Source organism: Photobacterium lutimaris, from assembly GCF_003025555.1.
GTDB lineage: Bacteria > Pseudomonadota > Gammaproteobacteria > Enterobacterales > Vibrionaceae > Photobacterium > Photobacterium lutimaris.
Window position 1 is genome coordinate 554168 of sequence record NZ_PYMH01000001.1, and the last position, 15681, is coordinate 569848.

The window sequence follows — 15681 nt, forward strand, 5'->3', positions numbered from 1 at the left end:
TTTATACCTCCTTAGGGTTTGCTAGGAAACCGCTGCGATCGCCGGTCGGGCGGGCATGACGATTTGGTTTGATGACAATGTTCGGTTTGGTCTTCAGTGAAGAGGGTAATGGCGCAACATCGGCGTTAGTACCGTACTTTTTGCGTAGCTCATCAATAGGGCCAAACTCCAGTGCGCGTAGTGGGCAAGAGCTAACACAGATAGGCTCAAGGCCTTGACCTACACGCTCATAACAGCCGTCACACTTGGTCATATGGCCTTTATCGGCGTTGTACTGTGGTGCGCCGTAAGGGCAGGCCATGGAGCAATATTGGCAGCCGATACACACATCTTCATTGACGACAACCAAGCCATCTTCTTCACGCTTATGCATGGCACCCGATGGACAAACATTGGCACACGCTGGTTCATCACAGTGGTTACAGGCGATGGAGAGGTAGTAGGAGAACACATCCTGACGGAAGGTTTCGCCTTCTTTTATCCAGTTACCCCCGGTGTATTCGTAAACGCGGCGGTAGTTGACGCCGATATCAGTGTCTTTGTTGTCCTTGCACGATAGCTGACAGGTTTTACAGCCGGTGCATTTGCTTGAATCAATATAAAAACCGTATTGTTTCATGGTTTAAGCCTTATGCCTTTGTTAGCAGTTGCACGTCGATGAGGTTGGTATGCTGTGGGTTCCCTTTTGCCAATGGGCTTGGTCTTAGGGTTGTCAGCACGTTCATGCTACCGCCATGATCTACACCTTTCTTATCCGGTGCATACCAGGCACCTTCTCCGAGTGCCGTTACACCGGGCATCATTCTCGGGGTAACTTTTGCAGTTAGGTGTATCTCACCTCGCTCGTTAAAGATGCGAACCGGATCATCATGCTTAATACCGCGTTGCTGGGCATCGATTGGGTTTAGCCAAATCTGTTGTGGTGCGGCTTCCATTATTTGTTCGACGTTGCCGTAGGTAGAGTGGGTACGTGATTTGTAGTGGAAACCCGTCAGCTGTAGTGGGTATTCATTGCGCTTAGGATCATCCCATCCGTCATGCGTGGAGGTATAGACAGGTAGTGGGTGAATAACATCACCTTTAGGCAGTTCCCATTCAGCAGCAATATTGGCCAAACGCTCTGAATAGATTTCTATTTTTCCAGAAGGGGTGGCAAGAGGGTTGCTTTCTGGATTTTTACGGAAACTTTCGTGAGCAACGAAATGTTCAGTCTTACGTTTGTAGATACCTTTTTCGCGCATAGTCTCAAAATCAGGTAGGCTAGGATCAGCCTTACGCGTTTCGGCATATAAATGACGTAGCCAGCCTTCTTGATCCCGCCCTTCTGTAAATTCCTTTTCAATACCTAGTCGCTTGGCGACTTCAGTACAGATGTCATAGATACTGCGGGCTTCAAAAACAGGCTTAATGGCTTGGCTGGCAAAAATGAAATACGGCATATTTGCCGCTGCACCGTCCATACAGAAGTCAGACTGTTCTGAGGTGGTGAGATCGGGCAGGATGATGTCAGCGTATTTGGCTGATGAGGTCATGTGATTGTCTATCACCACAATCATTTCACATGCTTTATCGTCTTGCAGAATTTCGTGAGTACGGTTGATGTCCGAATGCTGGTTGAGCATGCTGTTGCCCGCGTAGTTCCAGATGAACTTGATTGGCACATCAAGTTTGTCTTTACCTCTAACACCATCAGCCTTTGCCGTCATCTCCACGCCCCTGAAGATGGCATCGGTCCATAGGAAGAATGAAATAGACGTTTTGACTGGGTTCTCTGGAATAGGGAAGCGCACGAAAGGTATAGAAGTGTTGCCTTCCCTTGCGCCAGTGCCGCCGCCAGCAATGCCCACATTACCTGTTAAAATAGAAAGCATTGATATGGCACGGGCGGTGAGTTCACCGTTAGCATGACGTTGTGGTCCCCAGCCTTGGAATATTGCACATGGTTTCGTTGAGGAAATTTCTCGGGCCAATTTGATGATAACATCAGCGGGTATACCGGTAATGTCAGCGGCCCACGCAGGGGTTTTCTCAATACCATCAGTATCGCGTCCTAAGATATAGGACTTATAGTCAGAGTTAGCCGGTGCCGAGGCTGGCAGCGTTTTCTCGTCATAACCGACACAATATTTATCCAAAAATGGCTGATCGACCAAATCCTCTTTGATCATGACATGGGCCATACCAGCGACAAGTGCGGCATCAGTACCAGGACGAATGGGGATCCACTGATCTTCACGTCCACCAGCAGTGTCGGTATAACGCGGATCGATGACGATCATTTTAGCGTTTGAGCGGCTTTTAGATACTGTTAAGTGATGTATCTGGCCGCCACCTGACATACGGGTTTCTGCTGGGTTATTACCAAACTGAACAATGAGTTTGGTGTTCTCGATATCTGAAAAAGAGTTATTCGCCCCACTTCCGTAGGTGTAAGGTAAACCCGCTGCGATTTGTGCCGTAGAGTAGGTGCCATAGTGGTTCAAATAGCCACCGCTTAGGTTCATTAAGCGGGCAAGAAGGCTTGAGCCAGGAGGCCAAGACTTAGTGACGGTACCGCCTAGCGTACCGGTTCCATATTGGAGGTAGATGGCTTCGTTGCCATATTCTTTACGTATCCGCATCAAATTATTGGCTACCTCGTCGAAGGCCTCCTCCCAACTGATGCGCTTGAACTTCCCTTCACCACGTTTACCGACACGTTTCATTGGGTATTTCAGGCGATCTGGGTTGTATACTCGGCGGCGCATAGAGCGGCCGCGTAAACAAGCACGAATTTGGTGGTTACCATATTCGTCATCACCGGTATTGTCGGTTTCTACCCATTTAATTTCGCCATCAGCAACATGCATACGCAATGGGCAACGGCTACCGCAGTTAACGGTACAGGCACTCCAGACAACTTTTTCTTCGGATGTTGTTGCAGCAGCAACAGGGGATGATTTAAAGGGTAGGGATATACTACCTGCAATGGCTGCTAATCCGCCTACAGCCGATGTGGATTTCATAAAATCACGACGGCTAAATGTAGGGGAGAGGAGCTGCTTAATTTTGTTTTTCATAGCTCGACATTCTCTTGATTTTTGTTATTTACACTACTTTAGAGGTAGAGGGCAATCGAGATAATCGGCTGGGAATATGTGGTTAGCTTTGTTTTTTATCAATAAAGAGCGGTTTTAAATGCAATGAAAGCATAAAATATATGGAAGCGTGATAATCATCATATAAATATTTGCGAGTGGCTTGTTCTTTACAAGAAAATGGGTTGAAAGTCACCTCAATAATAATTCTCATTTACTATCAAGAGCTTAAGATATGCTTTATTGTCTTAGAGCATGTTTTTCGTGTTTGCTATCGGCTATTGTTCCTGATGGAAGTGTTAATAGATAACTTTATGTAATTGCTGACTCTATTGGCATAATTAAAACTTATCTCACAATATTACATATTCTGGAGGTAAATGTGACCATGGAGCACATTTCAACAATCGCCCGTATTCTGGGTAGTTTGTTTTATTATCCACTTACCCATGAGACGAACCGACAAGTCTGTCAGATGATTGCTGATAATGACGAACAAGAAGCTTCACCGTTTGCAGAGTTGCTTCAAGCTGTTGAGGCTGACGGTGCTGAAGATCTTGCGATGGACTTCCAGCAGCTGTTTGAAGGCTGTGAAGTGATGCCAGCACCGCCATGGGGATCGGTATACCTAGACCGTGAGCAAGTCATTTTTGGTGAAACCACCGTTGATTACCGTCGTTTTCTGGCTGATAAGGCAATGAGCCTTGATACGGGGATGCGTGAGCCTGAAGACCAATTCGGCTTAATGCTGATGGCAATATCTAAATTGGCTGAAGCTAATGATAATGAAGCAATTAAGGCACTGTTATCGGTACATTTACTGCCTTGGGCCCCTCGCTATCTTGAACTTATGCAGAAAAATGCCAATACGCAGTCTTACCAATTGCTAGGTGCGATGGCACAGCAGTGGTTGGCATTTATCACCGAAGAACTCGCCGTGTCAGCTGTGGAGAAAAAGGTGTATTTCTAATGGCTGAACGTGACGAACGATATTACAAAGCGTGTATGGAGCATTACACGGTAAGCCGTCGTGGTTTGCTTCGAGGCTTGTTTTCTGGTGCAAACCGCGTAAAGAAAGAGGCGCAAGCACCGATGATCGTTCGCACGGTTCCCCGTCCTCCGGGTGCTATCGCAGAAGCGATGTTCCTTCAAGTTTGTCAGGAATGTGATGAATGCGAGAAGGCATGTCCCCAGCAGGTCATTGAACGGCCGGAAGGCTATCCTCAGCTAAATCTTGAATATAATGATTGCAGCCAATGTGGTGAATGCCAGAAAGCGTGTCCGACTCAAGCTCTCTCTTCGCCTACCACAGACATCGGTGTTCGCCCGACATTTTCTTCGCGATGTGCTAACCGCTTATCAGGTTACTGTGAGTTATGTGCCGAGCAGTGCCCGCATCAAGCCATAGAAATCAGACAAAACCAAGTGCCAGTGGTGAAGGCTGATTCCTGTGATGGGTGCGGCCAGTGTCGTACACCCTGCTACAGTGGTGCGATTACCATGGCTTTCCTCAGTGTGTAAGGTATCTATTAATTGCCAATGCTGATCATGGCTACCTGATGCTGAGCCTATATCATCAGCGCACGAAGCGCCTTAATACCTTGTCACAGAGGTAACTGCCGATGGGTATTGCTGAGGTTGCTGCTGGGGAAGGGGCATTGCAGACATGAAGGCTGCGTGGGCTTTCGGCAAACAGGAAATCATGAACCAGCGAACCATCGCTTAATACGGCCTGTGCGCGGATCCCAGCAGGGTACGGGTGTAGATCGACCGTTGTTAATTGTGGGCAGTATTTATTGACCAGCTTGAGATAGCCAGGTTTCCACCATGAGTTTTTCGTTTCGACTAATCCTGCCTTTAGATGATTCGCACTGACGTTCCAAAATCCTTTAAACGCTAACATTTCGATTGTGTCTTTGGCACTGAAGTTTATACGGCGGTATCCCTCTCGCTTCCAACCCTGCACCGCATTTGGACCAACGGTCACTGTGCCATCAATCATTCGGGTGAGATGCACACCCAAGAAGGGTAAGTCTGGATCAGGGATTGGGTAGATTAAGTGATTGACAATTTGGTTATGCTGCGGGGCTAAGCGGTAATATTCACCACGGTAGGGAATGATCTGAAAGTCAGTCTGGATGTCCATCATCTGTGTTAGGCGATCAGCCATTAACCCAGCACAACATATCAAGAACTTGCCTTGCAATTTAAAAGGTTGGCCATCACTTTTGCATTCAACAGAAACCACGCCTGAATCCTCTTGGAGAGCGGTTACTTCAGTACGTCTGGCAATTATCCCACCGAGTTGAACAAATAATTCAGCCATTTTATTGGTGATTTTTCTGTAATCTACGATGCCTGTGGCATTGACCAATATCGCCCCAAGGCCGGTTATATTGGGTTCTTGTTGCTGTAGTTGCTCTTGGTTTAGTGGTGTAACGTCAATGCCATTTTCTAAGCATCGTTCATAGAGCGCCTGCATTCTTTCTAATTCGGCATCGTCAGTGGCAACTAAGAGCTTGCCACATTGCTCGAAAGGGATTTGATGTCCAGTACAAAAGGCTTTAGTTGCTCTTTCTCCCTCTTTACAGAGTGTTGCCTTCAGGCTTCCTGGCGCATAGTAGACGCCAGCATGGATTACCCCACTGTTATGGCCCGTCTGATGTGCTGCAAGCGTGTCTTCTTTCTCTACGACGATAATTGATGCATCGGGTTGTCGTTGTTTTAGCTGCCAAGCTGTCGATATACCAATAATCCCACCACCCACAACGATGTAATCGTACACCTTACTCATTAGAGGTCCTTTTCTATGAACGTTTACCCTAGCAATAGGGTGCTGAACGGCAATACTCGCCATAATAGGAATAAGTATAGGTAAGTAGAAAAGTGAAAGCTGCGAGCTTAGCCACAGAGCGATATGTTTAATCCATCGCTATTCACACTATGTATATTGGTGAGTATTTGTTCGATTTTGTATCTCGAAGGTGTTTGTCACAGCGAAGCTAACTAATTGGATATAAAGTATTTACTCAAGGTAGAGGCAAAACCGGCAGGACGCACCATACTTGTAACGTATTCCACGTGACTGATGTTTGTCAGACGTTGTTTGGGTATAGCAATAGGAGCGAAAAGTGATGCTAAAGAAAGTGAGTGAGGTCGATTTTTATAAGCTTTTCACTGTGATAGGTGGCTATCTTCTTTTCTTTTTTGGTGCTTTTCATCTATTACAATGGATGAAGAGTAGCACCTTGCTTATCTATGCTTTTGTTGTTATCTCAGTTGTTGTCAGTGCGTTGCTGGTTCTGACTTTGTATAAGCTCAGGAAGAAGCGTCATGGCCATAATTAATAAAGAAAACAAAAAAAGCCAGCTAGGCTGGCTTTTTTGCATGCGGTTTAGCTTACAGGCTTAATATTTGCCCATGTAGGCATAACCTGTCATGAATGCCGCTTCTTGGAACTGACGAAGGCCAGTCGCACGGAATTCGATAGCAAGTGGATTGCGCTTTAGCTTTTGTTTGATTTCTTGGTTAGTCATGAAATCAACTTCAATACCTTCAATCAACTGAATAGCAGCTTCAAGTTTGAAGCCAACCGCGCTACCTGCGAATTTACCACGTGTTTCACGCGTACGGATCACAACACGATCGATTTGGTAGTCATCCAGTAGCTTTTTGAAAGTTTGCTGGAATTTACGCATCTGCTCATTGTCCATTGAGTCTTGCATGATGAACTTTTGAGAACGGCACTCAGGAAGATCAAAAAGACCGTCATTCTGGGAAAGAAGGCAAATTATGGCTTCGTTGCTACGAAGCTCAACAGCACAAATTTTCATGTAAACACCTAATAATGTAGTTAGCTGGGTATTTTAGGCAAAAGTGTAATAATTGCCAGAAATTAAATGATCCAGATAGCTAGTTTTATACCCAAATGACTTAGTTGTATAGCGGGCCGTCGATTTCAAGCAGGGTTAACAACAAACGGGCATCCAGCTCTAGCTGGTGGTAGTCAGGCTCCATATGGCTGCATAACTGGTAAAATGCCTTGTTGTGATCTTTTTCTTTAACATGTGCTAATTCATGAACCACGATCATTCGCAGTAGAGGTAGTGGTGCCTGTTTAAAGATAGTCGATACCCGTATCTCATTTTTTGACTTGAGCTTATTACCATGTACCCGTGATACAAAGCTGTGCATACCCAATGCATGGTTGACCATATGGATCTTGCTGTCGTAAGCCACTTTGCTGATTGGAGATGATTTTTTAAGGTACTGATTTTTCAACTCGATGACATACTCATAGAGCGCTTTTTCTGACTGGATCGCATGTTGCTCTGGGTATTTGTTTAGCAGGTAACGCTTGAGATTACCTTGCTCAACCAGTTGACTGACTTGGTCAATGAGTTGGTTGGGGTAGCCTTGTAGGTATTTTAGTTCTTTCATATGAAGAGTCGACGCAGGGTGGAAGCGAGATTCTAAACATTTTGTGAACGGTGGGCAATGCTACGCTAGCTCTATCAGTGCAATCAGTTATAAACTAGAAATAAAGTGGTGATAAGGAAAGGAGATAGAGATGGAATTACGTTTGCCACCCCCGTTAATACTCATTATTACCTTAGGTTGTATGTACGGTCTTGCTCAATACTGGCCACTCTACACGTTTGCCTTTGTCGCTCAGTCTTACCTAGCACTGCTTTTTTGCCTAATTGGTACCATCCTTGGTTTTAGTGCCGTTTGGTCTTTTGCGAAGGCTAGAACAACCATTGATCCCAGATTTCCCCATAAAACATCCAAGCTTGTTACGGCCGGAATTTACCGGCATTCACGCAATCCTATGTACTTAGGATTGTTTTGTTTCTTGTGCGCAGCATTCGTTTATCTATCCGCACTTAGCCCGTTACTCATGATCGGGCTGTTTGTGTTCTATATGAATAACTTTCAGATTGCCCCTGAAGAGGCTGTGCTACAAGCGATGTTTGGTGAGAAGTTCGAGCAATACTGCCAACAAGTTAGGCGTTGGTGCTAAGTTTTGAGTTCCGCTATAGAGGTTCTTGCTCTTCATTAAATGGAGTGTTTGATATATGTGCTGGGGGTCGTTCCCGTCTGCTTCCGGAAAAAGCTGATAAAAGCGCTATCGCTTGAAAAGCTGAGTTCAAAAGCGACGGTAGACACAGATTTGTGTTCAGCCAGTAGTTTAATGGCTTGCATTAAACGCCATTGCTGGCGCCAAGCTTGGTAGGGCATTCCGGTTTCACGAGAAAAAATGCGTGAAATGGTTTTCTCACTGGCCCCAATAGACAGTGCTGCTTCATTCAAAGGTGGCGGTGCGCTCTCTTCACTATTGAGCTTTTTAAGCCAAGTTTTTAGCCTGGTATCAGAGGGTAACGGTAAAAGTAAGGGTTCATCGGGTGCCACCGCGAGTTCTTGCCAAAACAAATTCACAAGCGATTCTTGTTCAGAGAATGGCATCTGCCATGGCCAAAAAGCCATTCTTTCTATCAGTTCCCGAAGTAATGGGTTTACCCCGATAATCCTTAATTTATCGAACTTTTGTTCTTGGTGTCGCGTATCGAAATAGATTGAGCGATAGGCAACGACATTCGTCATGACCGCGCAGTGGCTAACACCTGCTGGGATCCAAGCGGCTCGGGTTGGGGGTAAAATACATTGCTGATTGTCCAGTGTAATACTCATGCATCCAGAAGGGGCATAGAGCAGCTGTGCCTTATAGTGGCTATGCATACCTGAATCATGACGGCCGACCTTGGCTGCGATGCCAACAATCTGGCTGGGAATAGTGTCTGGGTTGAACGGGGTCTGTTCGTTGATAAGTGCCATGTCAAAAATGTTCGTGCTGGGCTTATATTAAATAATAGCGATATCACCAAGTTAAGTATACGTAGAGATGCTTCGTTGACTGCAATCTGCTACTTCAAGTCACTAGGGTATAAACTATTGAGGTGGCTGAATTAAAAGAGGAACAATCATGAGTTATATCCATGGTATCCACCTTGAGGTCGAGCGGTTAGAGGATCTTGTTTTTATGGAGCTGAAAGCCGTTGGTACTTTGACTCACGCCGATTATGAGAAAATTACCCCGTTAATTGAAGAGGCGCTAGAGGGTATTGAAAACCCGATTGTGAATGTTTACTTGGACGGTACAGAATTCGAAGGATGGGATCTTCATGCCGCATGGGATGATATTAAGTTAGGGCTGAGGTTTGGACGTAAATTCAACAAAATTGCTATATACGGCAACCAACATTGGCAAGAAATAATGAGCAAGGTAGGGAGTTGGTTTGTTAGTGGCGAAGTCCGGTATTTCGAGGATTCCTTAGAGGCAATTAGTTGGTTGAGGGAAGAATGAGCTGGCTAGCATTGCAACCGTGTATACATTAAGATATTGATAGTTTTGGGAAAGGTCAGCAGACCCTAATTAGAATGATAAGTTTCGCTACAGGTATGGTGAAAATGAAAAGGAATGTAATTGCGTCTGGGGTTCTGTTGTCATTGTTTTCAGTGCCAGCATGGTGTGATGAAGGTGTCGCAGCGCAGGCGGTGCTTGAGCCGGAGGTTCAAGCTTCTGGTTTTCAGTATTTTGTTGGACTTCGCGGTGGAACAAATTTAATTGGCAGTGATAATACAGCCTCTGTTACCACAGGTAATATCGACTCTGATGATGATGACTTTGGCGCTTTTGGCGCGCTGGATTTTGGTGTGTACATGCCAAACCAGCAGGGGCGTGTGTACTATAGTTTTGAATATCATACAACGACCACTAAGTTTGACGGTCAGGATGCTTATGATATTAACGTTGGGCTGCACCTTCTAAATGCGGATCATATTTTCCGCTCACAAGCATCAGTTAAGCCTTTTGTCGGTATTCATATGGGTTATGCATTTGCCGAAACAGACTCTGATTTTTCTGGCAGTTATGACGAGAGTGGCGTTGTTTTTGGTTTCCAAGCTGGTTTGGGTTGGGAAGTCATCGATGATTTGGGGCTTGAAGTAGGTATACGCCATACGGTATTGCCATCAGAGCGCCGTTCTTGGAAAGCTGAAAACAGTGCTGGTGATTCAGTGACGGTTGAAACCCAGTTAAAAGGGGTAACTTCTGTCTATCTTGGCGCCAACTATCGTTTTTAGTGGATGAGTGGAGCACTTGAGCGGTTTACTCAAGAATTTAGCTGCGTATAATGCCATGCCGCAACCAGAATCAGTAAGGACTTCAGTTTGAAGCTATTTGTTAGAGATCTTACCGTCATCGATGCCTCTTACCTTTGCCAACATCGAGGTATGGTAGGCGAGAGTTGGATCCTAGATGTGGTTATGTCGGGCGAATTGAATGAGATGAGCATGGTGCTTGATTTCAGCCGGGTAAAAAAACAAATTAAACAGATCGTTGATGAATATGTTGATCATCGCTTAATTGTTCCGAGCCAAAGCAATGCAATTCGAACGGCAACAACAAAACTAGGCTATGCCACGGTTGATTTGTTGCGTGAAGACAAAAGCCTTCATCTGCACTGTCCTGAGCAGGCTTACTGCTTGATCGAAGACAGTGAAGTCACTATCGAATCGGTTACTCGCCACATTTATAAAGTGCTTGAAGGCAAGTTGCCTGAAAATGTTCAGGGGTTGGAGATAACACTTCGGCACGAGCAGATCTCGGGCCCTTTTTATCACTATAGCCATGGTTTGAAAAAGCACGATGGTAATTGTCAGCGCATTGCCCATGGTCACCGCTCTCCGGTTGAACTTTTGATCAATGGGTTGCGTGATCAGCAACTAGAGCAACAGTGGGCAGATCGCTGGGAAGATATCTATCTTGGCAGTACAGAAGACGAGTGTACGCTGGCGGAGCTCAACCTGAGCCCGTTTGCCGCAGAGGCGAGTGAGCAGAGCCATTATGCATTCCGCTATACGGCCCCTCAGGGTGAGTTCGAGTTGGCTATTGCTCGAAGCGATGTAGAGATGCTTGATACCGATACGACCGTAGAGCTATTGGCCCAGTACATTGCTGCGCAAGTTAGTGAGTCTGTTGAGGTTGGCTCAACGGTTGACGTTATTGCCTATGAAGGCGTTGGCAAAGGCGCAATCGCATCAGCAAAAGGTCGCTTGAACGCATAGAGGACAACGTCCTTTGGTAAAAAGCCCCATTAACTTACGTGTTGATGGGGCTTTTTCATTTATAGTTGATTTTCTATCGGTAACATCCCGGCAAACCAAGCTGAGAATCGTAACCATATACTGGCATCAGGCTCTGAGCGGTTAATGCTTCCGCTAAGGTCATTATGCCATTCCAGTTCACCGTCTTCGTTTAACGCTAGCCGATAAGTATTCTTTCGCAGATTGCGTTCTATTTCTTGATACACAATTTCGCCAAATTCTTCTGACTCGATCAACACGCCCATTTCTGTATTAAGAAAGGCAGAGCGAGGATCAAAGTTAAAAGAACCGACAAAGAGATCTTTACGGTCGATAATGAAGGTTTTTGCGTGCAAACTGGTTCGAGAACTCCCCAGCCATGAGCGCTGTTTTTTTAAGCTGGGATCAACTTTTACCTCATATAACTTTACCCCTCCAGCAAGAAGTGGCTCTCGGTATTTGGCATACCAACCGTGAACAGCAAAGACATCATTTGATGCAAGGGAGTTGGTAATAATAGTCACATCGATACCCTCTTCCACTGCTTTAATTAATGAACTAGCGCCTTGTTCAGTAGGTACGAAATAAGGCGAAATCAGCAGTAATTCATCATTGGTCTGCGCAAGAATCGCCCCGAGCTGGTGGAGCATAAGGTCGGTATTTTCTGGTGAGTAAATCTTTGACGGCAAATCATAATGTACTTCAGCCTTGCCCCAGAAAAAATCTAACGATTCATCTTTTATGTGCTGGGTCAGGGGGAGCTCAGCAAATGATTTGATGTATTTTGAATTTTTGAAGTCTCGTTTAAGGTCATTTTCCCATTTTTCAATGTCAGCATCGGTTGGTTTGCTTGCTTGGCGAACGAGTGATTCGATGGGGGTCGACGGCTTACTGTTCCAATACAGGTCAAATTGTTCGGAGACTTTTGGGACGGTATCGCCAAGCATTAGGATATCAAAATCACCAAAATCAACAGAGCCGTTAGCGGCAAAGTACTCATCGCCAATATTTCTCCCCCCAGTAATGACGAAGGCATTATCAGCAATTAACGCTTTATTGTGCATTCTGCGATTCATGCGGTCAAAATCACTGACAAAATCAAATACGCGAGCAACTCGGTTTTCAAATGGGTTGAATAGGCGAATCTTGATGTTTGGGTGGCTTGTAAGTTGTGCCATTGATTTATCATTGCGTGACTGCATATCGTCGAGCAATATTCGTACACGTACTCCACGTTCAGCGGCTTGGTAGAGAGCATACGTCATTAATGAGCTGGTACTATCATTACGGTAGATGTAGTACTGCAGGTCAATACTGTGTTCGGCACCATAGATAAGCGCTAAGCGTGCCAAAAATGCTTCCTGCCCATCGCCTAGCGGATAAAAGCCAGTCAATGCAGAGTGTTTGTTGATATAGGGAAGCGCTTGGCCTGCAAGCTGTGTCTGTGAATCAAAAGGGATCGTATAACTGGGAACTTTCTCTGCCGTGGGCGTGGAAGAGCAGCCAATAAAAGAAAAAAAGCTAACTAAGAGAGCTAGGTAACGAAAAAAAACAAACAAGTAAGCCATGGGGGGAGGGCTGATTCCTTTCTACATGATGTGTGAAATTTTAATTGGCGTGGCTTATGTTGACAATTAAAAATTAATCATTTGAGCTATTTGTCGGTATTTAGCTAACGAAGCTTACAAATAATGAGCGAGCATGGGGTTAGGAAACATACAAGATGGTAGACGTATGCTTGTCGGTTGAATGGATTAAGTAAGGCCACCAAAACGTTAAGTGTTGACGGCCTTTGGTTAGTTATCTACTCAGACTCAAAATCGTATTCTGGATAACGGTTGTTTAGCTCACTTCTTAACATACCGTTATGGCCAACAGTGACATGACATGAAACACACTGAATAGGCTCACCTTGCTCTAACTGGGCTTTATAATGTGCGTGTGTTTGTAAGGACTTTGGATTCTTAGCGTCTGTTTTGTCGAGTAATTTCTGGTGACACTCCAAACAGCCACTATCAAAAACAAACCTTTCCCGCTCGTGACGACGAGCTATCCAGTCAATTTTATCTGTATCGGTAAAGTTTTCGACAAGCACGTCATTTATGCCGTGTTTGGTCTTATCTAGCATGTAAGCAAATACCGAATCTTGAGGTAAGTGGCAGTCGACACATTGGGCAACAAAACCATGTTCGTTCTGGCCACCATGCACATCGAGTTCGAAGGTTTTGGCCATCGGTTTCATTGAGTGGCAAGCCCCGCAGAACTCAGCACCTGCTGTACTGTGCGTAATTTCAGCGGTAATAAGGCTAGCACCGGTACCAAGTGTTCCACCAATGACGAGTAAAAGTACAATAAACCATTTTTTATTCATAAAAACTCCTATGGTACCTTACCCATCCATGATGTGGTTTTGTGGCAGTCAGAACATAAGTTTGTTGATGGTTCGTGTTCTGAGTGGCACTCATAGCAATCAAGAGAGTATCCGTCATGAAATGAGTTATGCGGGTTGGTGTGGTTCTTATCCATAAACTGAAGCCTATCCGCCACCTTTTTCGCGCTACCGTGACAAGATAGGCAATTTTCGGTTTCTAGTGGCTCGTATTCCTCAGGGTCATTCCCCTGATGGCACATCACGCACTCAAACTTTAACGCTTTGTGGTGAGGTTTTAAGGTGTATTCATCGGCTAATGACGTCCAGTCTGGCTCGTCGCTGGCGTATAATTCCGGTGCAACTGACATTACTAATAGCGTCAATATAGAAAGTAATACGTATTTCATAAGCAAGAATTCTTGTCTAAATGAAGGGTGGTTCGCACCACCCGGAATAGGATTTATACCCAAGGTTTTGCTTTTGCAGCATTTCTACCTGCGACCATACCGAATGTTCCACAATCAATCGTTGAACAAGCTGTCAGGCGGATATAGCCATATGTACCTGCGGATGCTTCACCACAAACAAATGCGCCTTCAATGGGGTCACCTGTAACGACATCGACAGCTTCAGCATTCGGGGTGATCATTGCTCCGCCCTGCGCATAGTTATAACGAGGGTTTAACTGCATGGCGTAATATGGCGCCTGCGAGATTGAGGTTGCACCTTTCAGAACACTTTTGGGCTTATGAAATTCGTCCTGATCTTGTTCCATATTTGCATTATATTTATCGATATTTGCCTGCAACAGATTGATATCCATTTTGAAGTTGTCGGCAAGTGCTTGTAGAGACTCGAACTTCCAGATCGTACCGTTAATGCCGTTTTTACCATCCATAGACAGGTGTAGACGCTGCTGGTCGTGATAATGTTCGGCCCCTTTTTGGTCGTAAATCAGTACAGTATGCTCGCCGTCAATATGGCGACGCTCCTCCAGAATAGCCATTCCAATGGCTTGGCGATCATTATTGTTGTACTCATCAACAAACCTTTCACCAGTGCGTGGGTTAACGAGAATGCCCCAGCGAATATCTTCAGTTGGAATTGGGAATGCAAAGCGGAATAGCGTCATATGAATGGGTTTAAAGCCCGCGTTGACCATGGCTTTAATGGCGCCTGCTGTTGCACCTGGCTGTGTTGTTGAGGCGGCGTTGTACATGGCGCCCACTTCGTCGCCACGAAATTTGCGGTCTTGGTTATAGCCACCCGTTGCCATGACTAAGCCGCGTTTCACCTTGTAGTATTTCACCTTACCTGATTTGTTAATCGCAGGGTTGTCGTTATCGCCGAGATCATCATGCTTACGGCTGAAGCGATATTTTTCGCGGACCTTTACTCCAATCACACGTCCTTCGTCGTTACGTAGGATTTCGTCAAGCTGAATCTTTTTGCGAATCTCTACATTGGTTAGGTTAGTTGCGCAGTAGTTCTGCAATTTTCTAATCACTTCAGTACCGCCGCCTTTAGGCCAAACACAGCGAGGTTTAGAGTGACCGCCAAGTTTTTTAACGCCAGTACCATCACCTATCGACATGTCATACTCAACGCCATGATCTTTAAGGAAGTTATATAGCTTTAGTGTTCCTTTAGCCGCTACTTCAGTGAGTTCTCTATGGTTATAGCCCTTGGCCTCACGCTCGATGTCTTTTAGCAGTAATTGCCATGAATCATCGGTTACGCCAGTATTTTTTTGTAAGTCAGAACCGACGACGGCCATATTGAGGCCAGAGATCAGTGATGAGCCACCTAGGCGTGACATTTTGTCGGCGACAATAACCTTAGCGTCTGGAGTGGTTTCAGCGGCTCGAATAGCGGCAATCATCCCAGCCATTCCTGAACCGACAACCAATACATCCATCTCCTCATCCCACTGAATATCATTAGGGTTGGTTGCGGCATAAGCTGCGGATGAAAGGCCAAGGGCTGAAACGGGGGCTATTGCTGCGGCACCTAACCCCATTTTCAAGAACTGACGGCGTGAATTATTTTCAGACATACTTGTTGCTCCCTATATACAAATGTGTTTCA

General features: G+C 45.3%; 17 protein-coding genes. 7 read left to right on the plus strand and 10 right to left on the minus strand.

What is annotated here, in order from left to right:
• Position 1: 1 nt before the first annotated feature.
• Together C9I99_RS02215 and C9I99_RS02220 are read right to left on the minus strand one after the other, a co-directional pair.
• Positions 2-619, minus strand: a complete 618-nt coding sequence (locus C9I99_RS02215; protein ID WP_107347210.1) for a DMSO/selenate family reductase complex B subunit — start codon at positions 617-619, stop codon at positions 2-4.
• Between the two features lie 10 nt (positions 620-629).
• A complete protein-coding gene (locus tag C9I99_RS02220; RefSeq protein ID WP_107347211.1) occupies positions 630-3059 on the minus strand; it encodes a DmsA/YnfE/YnfF family dimethyl sulfoxide reductase in 2430 nt (809 codons plus the stop codon).
• A gap of 406 nt (positions 3060-3465) precedes the next feature.
• Between C9I99_RS02220 and C9I99_RS02225 the strand changes: the two genes are divergently transcribed.
• Together C9I99_RS02225 and napF are read left to right on the plus strand one after the other, a co-directional pair.
• On the plus strand, positions 3466-4047 hold the full coding sequence (locus C9I99_RS02225; RefSeq protein WP_107347212.1) for a molecular chaperone TorD family protein: 582 nt from the start codon (positions 3466-3468) through the stop codon (positions 4045-4047).
• Positions 4047-4598, plus strand: a complete 552-nt coding sequence (gene napF, locus C9I99_RS02230; RefSeq protein WP_107347213.1) for a ferredoxin-type protein NapF — start codon at positions 4047-4049, stop codon at positions 4596-4598. The genes C9I99_RS02225 and napF overlap by 1 nt, the downstream gene beginning before the upstream one ends.
• A 55-nt stretch (positions 4599-4653) precedes the next feature.
• On the opposite strand, the gene lhgO is transcribed toward napF, so the two are convergent.
• Positions 4654-5871 carry an L-2-hydroxyglutarate oxidase gene (gene lhgO / locus C9I99_RS02235; RefSeq protein ID WP_107347214.1) on the minus strand — a complete coding sequence of 406 codons (1218 nt, stop codon included), beginning with the start codon at positions 5869-5871 and terminating at the stop codon, positions 4654-4656.
• A gap of 340 nt (positions 5872-6211) precedes the next feature.
• On the opposite strand from lhgO, the gene C9I99_RS02240 reads away from it, so the two are divergent.
• The gene (locus C9I99_RS02240) at positions 6212-6424 is read left to right on the plus strand and encodes a hypothetical protein (protein WP_107347215.1); all 213 of its coding nucleotides are present in this window, start codon (positions 6212-6214) and stop codon (positions 6422-6424) included.
• A gap of 60 nt (positions 6425-6484) precedes the next feature.
• Here C9I99_RS02240 and C9I99_RS02245 read toward each other — a convergent pair whose 3' ends face one another.
• Entirely contained in the window at positions 6485-6910 is a 426-nt protein-coding gene (locus tag C9I99_RS02245; RefSeq protein WP_107347216.1) for a DUF3010 family protein, read from the minus strand.
• Positions 6911-7010: 100 nt separating this feature from the next.
• Positions 7011-7517 carry a M48 metallopeptidase family protein gene (locus C9I99_RS02250; RefSeq protein ID WP_107347217.1) on the minus strand — a complete coding sequence of 169 codons (507 nt, stop codon included), beginning with the start codon at positions 7515-7517 and terminating at the stop codon, positions 7011-7013.
• Between the two features lie 130 nt (positions 7518-7647).
• Between C9I99_RS02250 and C9I99_RS02255 the strand changes: the two genes are divergently transcribed.
• Positions 7648-8100 (plus strand): methyltransferase family protein, encoded by a 453-nt coding sequence (locus C9I99_RS02255; protein ID WP_107347218.1) that lies wholly within the window; start codon positions 7648-7650, stop codon positions 8098-8100.
• Between the two features lie 35 nt (positions 8101-8135).
• On the opposite strand, the gene C9I99_RS02260 is transcribed toward C9I99_RS02255, so the two are convergent.
• A complete protein-coding gene (locus C9I99_RS02260) occupies positions 8136-8912 on the minus strand; it encodes an AraC family transcriptional regulator (protein WP_107347219.1) in 777 nt (258 codons plus the stop codon).
• A 148-nt stretch (positions 8913-9060) separates the two neighbouring features.
• Between C9I99_RS02260 and C9I99_RS02265 the strand changes: the two genes are divergently transcribed.
• From C9I99_RS02265 to C9I99_RS02275, 3 genes are all read left to right on the plus strand, one after another.
• The gene (locus C9I99_RS02265; protein ID WP_107347220.1) at positions 9061-9441 is read left to right on the plus strand and encodes a SpoIIAA family protein; all 381 of its coding nucleotides are present in this window, start codon (positions 9061-9063) and stop codon (positions 9439-9441) included.
• Between the two features lie 95 nt (positions 9442-9536).
• Positions 9537-10220, plus strand: coding sequence for an outer membrane beta-barrel protein (locus C9I99_RS02270; RefSeq protein WP_166645352.1), 684 nt, complete (start codon positions 9537-9539; stop codon positions 10218-10220).
• Between the two features lie 87 nt (positions 10221-10307).
• Complete coding sequence (locus tag C9I99_RS02275; RefSeq protein WP_107347222.1) at positions 10308-11204, plus strand: 6-pyruvoyl trahydropterin synthase family protein; 897 nt, start codon at positions 10308-10310, stop codon at positions 11202-11204.
• A gap of 59 nt (positions 11205-11263) precedes the next feature.
• Here C9I99_RS02275 and C9I99_RS02280 read toward each other — a convergent pair whose 3' ends face one another.
• The 4 genes from C9I99_RS02280 to C9I99_RS02295 all read right to left on the minus strand — a co-directional run bounded on the left by C9I99_RS02280 (position 11264) and on the right by C9I99_RS02295 (position 15649).
• The gene (locus C9I99_RS02280) at positions 11264-12790 is read right to left on the minus strand and encodes a phospholipase D family protein (protein ID WP_107347223.1); all 1527 of its coding nucleotides are present in this window, start codon (positions 12788-12790) and stop codon (positions 11264-11266) included.
• 236 nt (positions 12791-13026) lie between these two features.
• Complete coding sequence (locus tag C9I99_RS02285) at positions 13027-13593, minus strand: cytochrome c3 family protein (protein WP_107347224.1); 567 nt, start codon at positions 13591-13593, stop codon at positions 13027-13029.
• Between the two features lie 8 nt (positions 13594-13601).
• A complete protein-coding gene (locus tag C9I99_RS02290) occupies positions 13602-14000 on the minus strand; it encodes a cytochrome c3 family protein (protein WP_107347225.1) in 399 nt (132 codons plus the stop codon).
• Positions 14001-14053: 53 nt separating this feature from the next.
• Positions 14054-15649, minus strand: coding sequence for an FAD-dependent oxidoreductase (locus C9I99_RS02295; RefSeq protein WP_107347226.1), 1596 nt, complete (start codon positions 15647-15649; stop codon positions 14054-14056).
• Between the last annotated feature and the right edge of the window lie 32 nt (positions 15650-15681).

Coding starts and splice junctions, on each gene's coding strand:
- C9I99_RS02225 (WP_107347212.1), top strand. CDS start 3,466: ATGGAGCACATTTCAACAATCGCCCGTATTCTGGGTAGTTTGTTTTAT.
- C9I99_RS02215 (WP_107347210.1), bottom strand. CDS start 619: ATGAAACAATACGGTTTTTATATTGATTCAAGCAAATGCACCGGCTGT.
- C9I99_RS02265 (WP_107347220.1), top strand. CDS start 9,061: ATGAGTTATATCCATGGTATCCACCTTGAGGTCGAGCGGTTAGAGGAT.
- napF (WP_107347213.1), top strand. CDS start 4,047: ATGGCTGAACGTGACGAACGATATTACAAAGCGTGTATGGAGCATTAC.
- C9I99_RS02285 (WP_107347224.1), bottom strand. CDS start 13,593: ATGAATAAAAAATGGTTTATTGTACTTTTACTCGTCATTGGTGGAACA.
- C9I99_RS02240 (WP_107347215.1), top strand. CDS start 6,212: ATGCTAAAGAAAGTGAGTGAGGTCGATTTTTATAAGCTTTTCACTGTG.
- C9I99_RS02270 (WP_166645352.1), top strand. CDS start 9,537: ATGGTGAAAATGAAAAGGAATGTAATTGCGTCTGGGGTTCTGTTGTCA.
- C9I99_RS02250 (WP_107347217.1), bottom strand. CDS start 7,517: ATGAAAGAACTAAAATACCTACAAGGCTACCCCAACCAACTCATTGAC.
- C9I99_RS02220 (WP_107347211.1), bottom strand. CDS start 3,059: ATGAAAAACAAAATTAAGCAGCTCCTCTCCCCTACATTTAGCCGTCGT.
- lhgO (WP_107347214.1), bottom strand. CDS start 5,871: ATGAGTAAGGTGTACGATTACATCGTTGTGGGTGGTGGGATTATTGGT.
- C9I99_RS02290 (WP_107347225.1), bottom strand. CDS start 14,000: ATGAAATACGTATTACTTTCTATATTGACGCTATTAGTAATGTCAGTT.
- C9I99_RS02295 (WP_107347226.1), bottom strand. CDS start 15,649: ATGTCTGAAAATAATTCACGCCGTCAGTTCTTGAAAATGGGGTTAGGT.
- C9I99_RS02255 (WP_107347218.1), top strand. CDS start 7,648: ATGGAATTACGTTTGCCACCCCCGTTAATACTCATTATTACCTTAGGT.
- C9I99_RS02280 (WP_107347223.1), bottom strand. CDS start 12,790: ATGGCTTACTTGTTTGTTTTTTTTCGTTACCTAGCTCTCTTAGTTAGC.
- C9I99_RS02260 (WP_107347219.1), bottom strand. CDS start 8,912: ATGGCACTTATCAACGAACAGACCCCGTTCAACCCAGACACTATTCCC.
- C9I99_RS02245 (WP_107347216.1), bottom strand. CDS start 6,910: ATGAAAATTTGTGCTGTTGAGCTTCGTAGCAACGAAGCCATAATTTGC.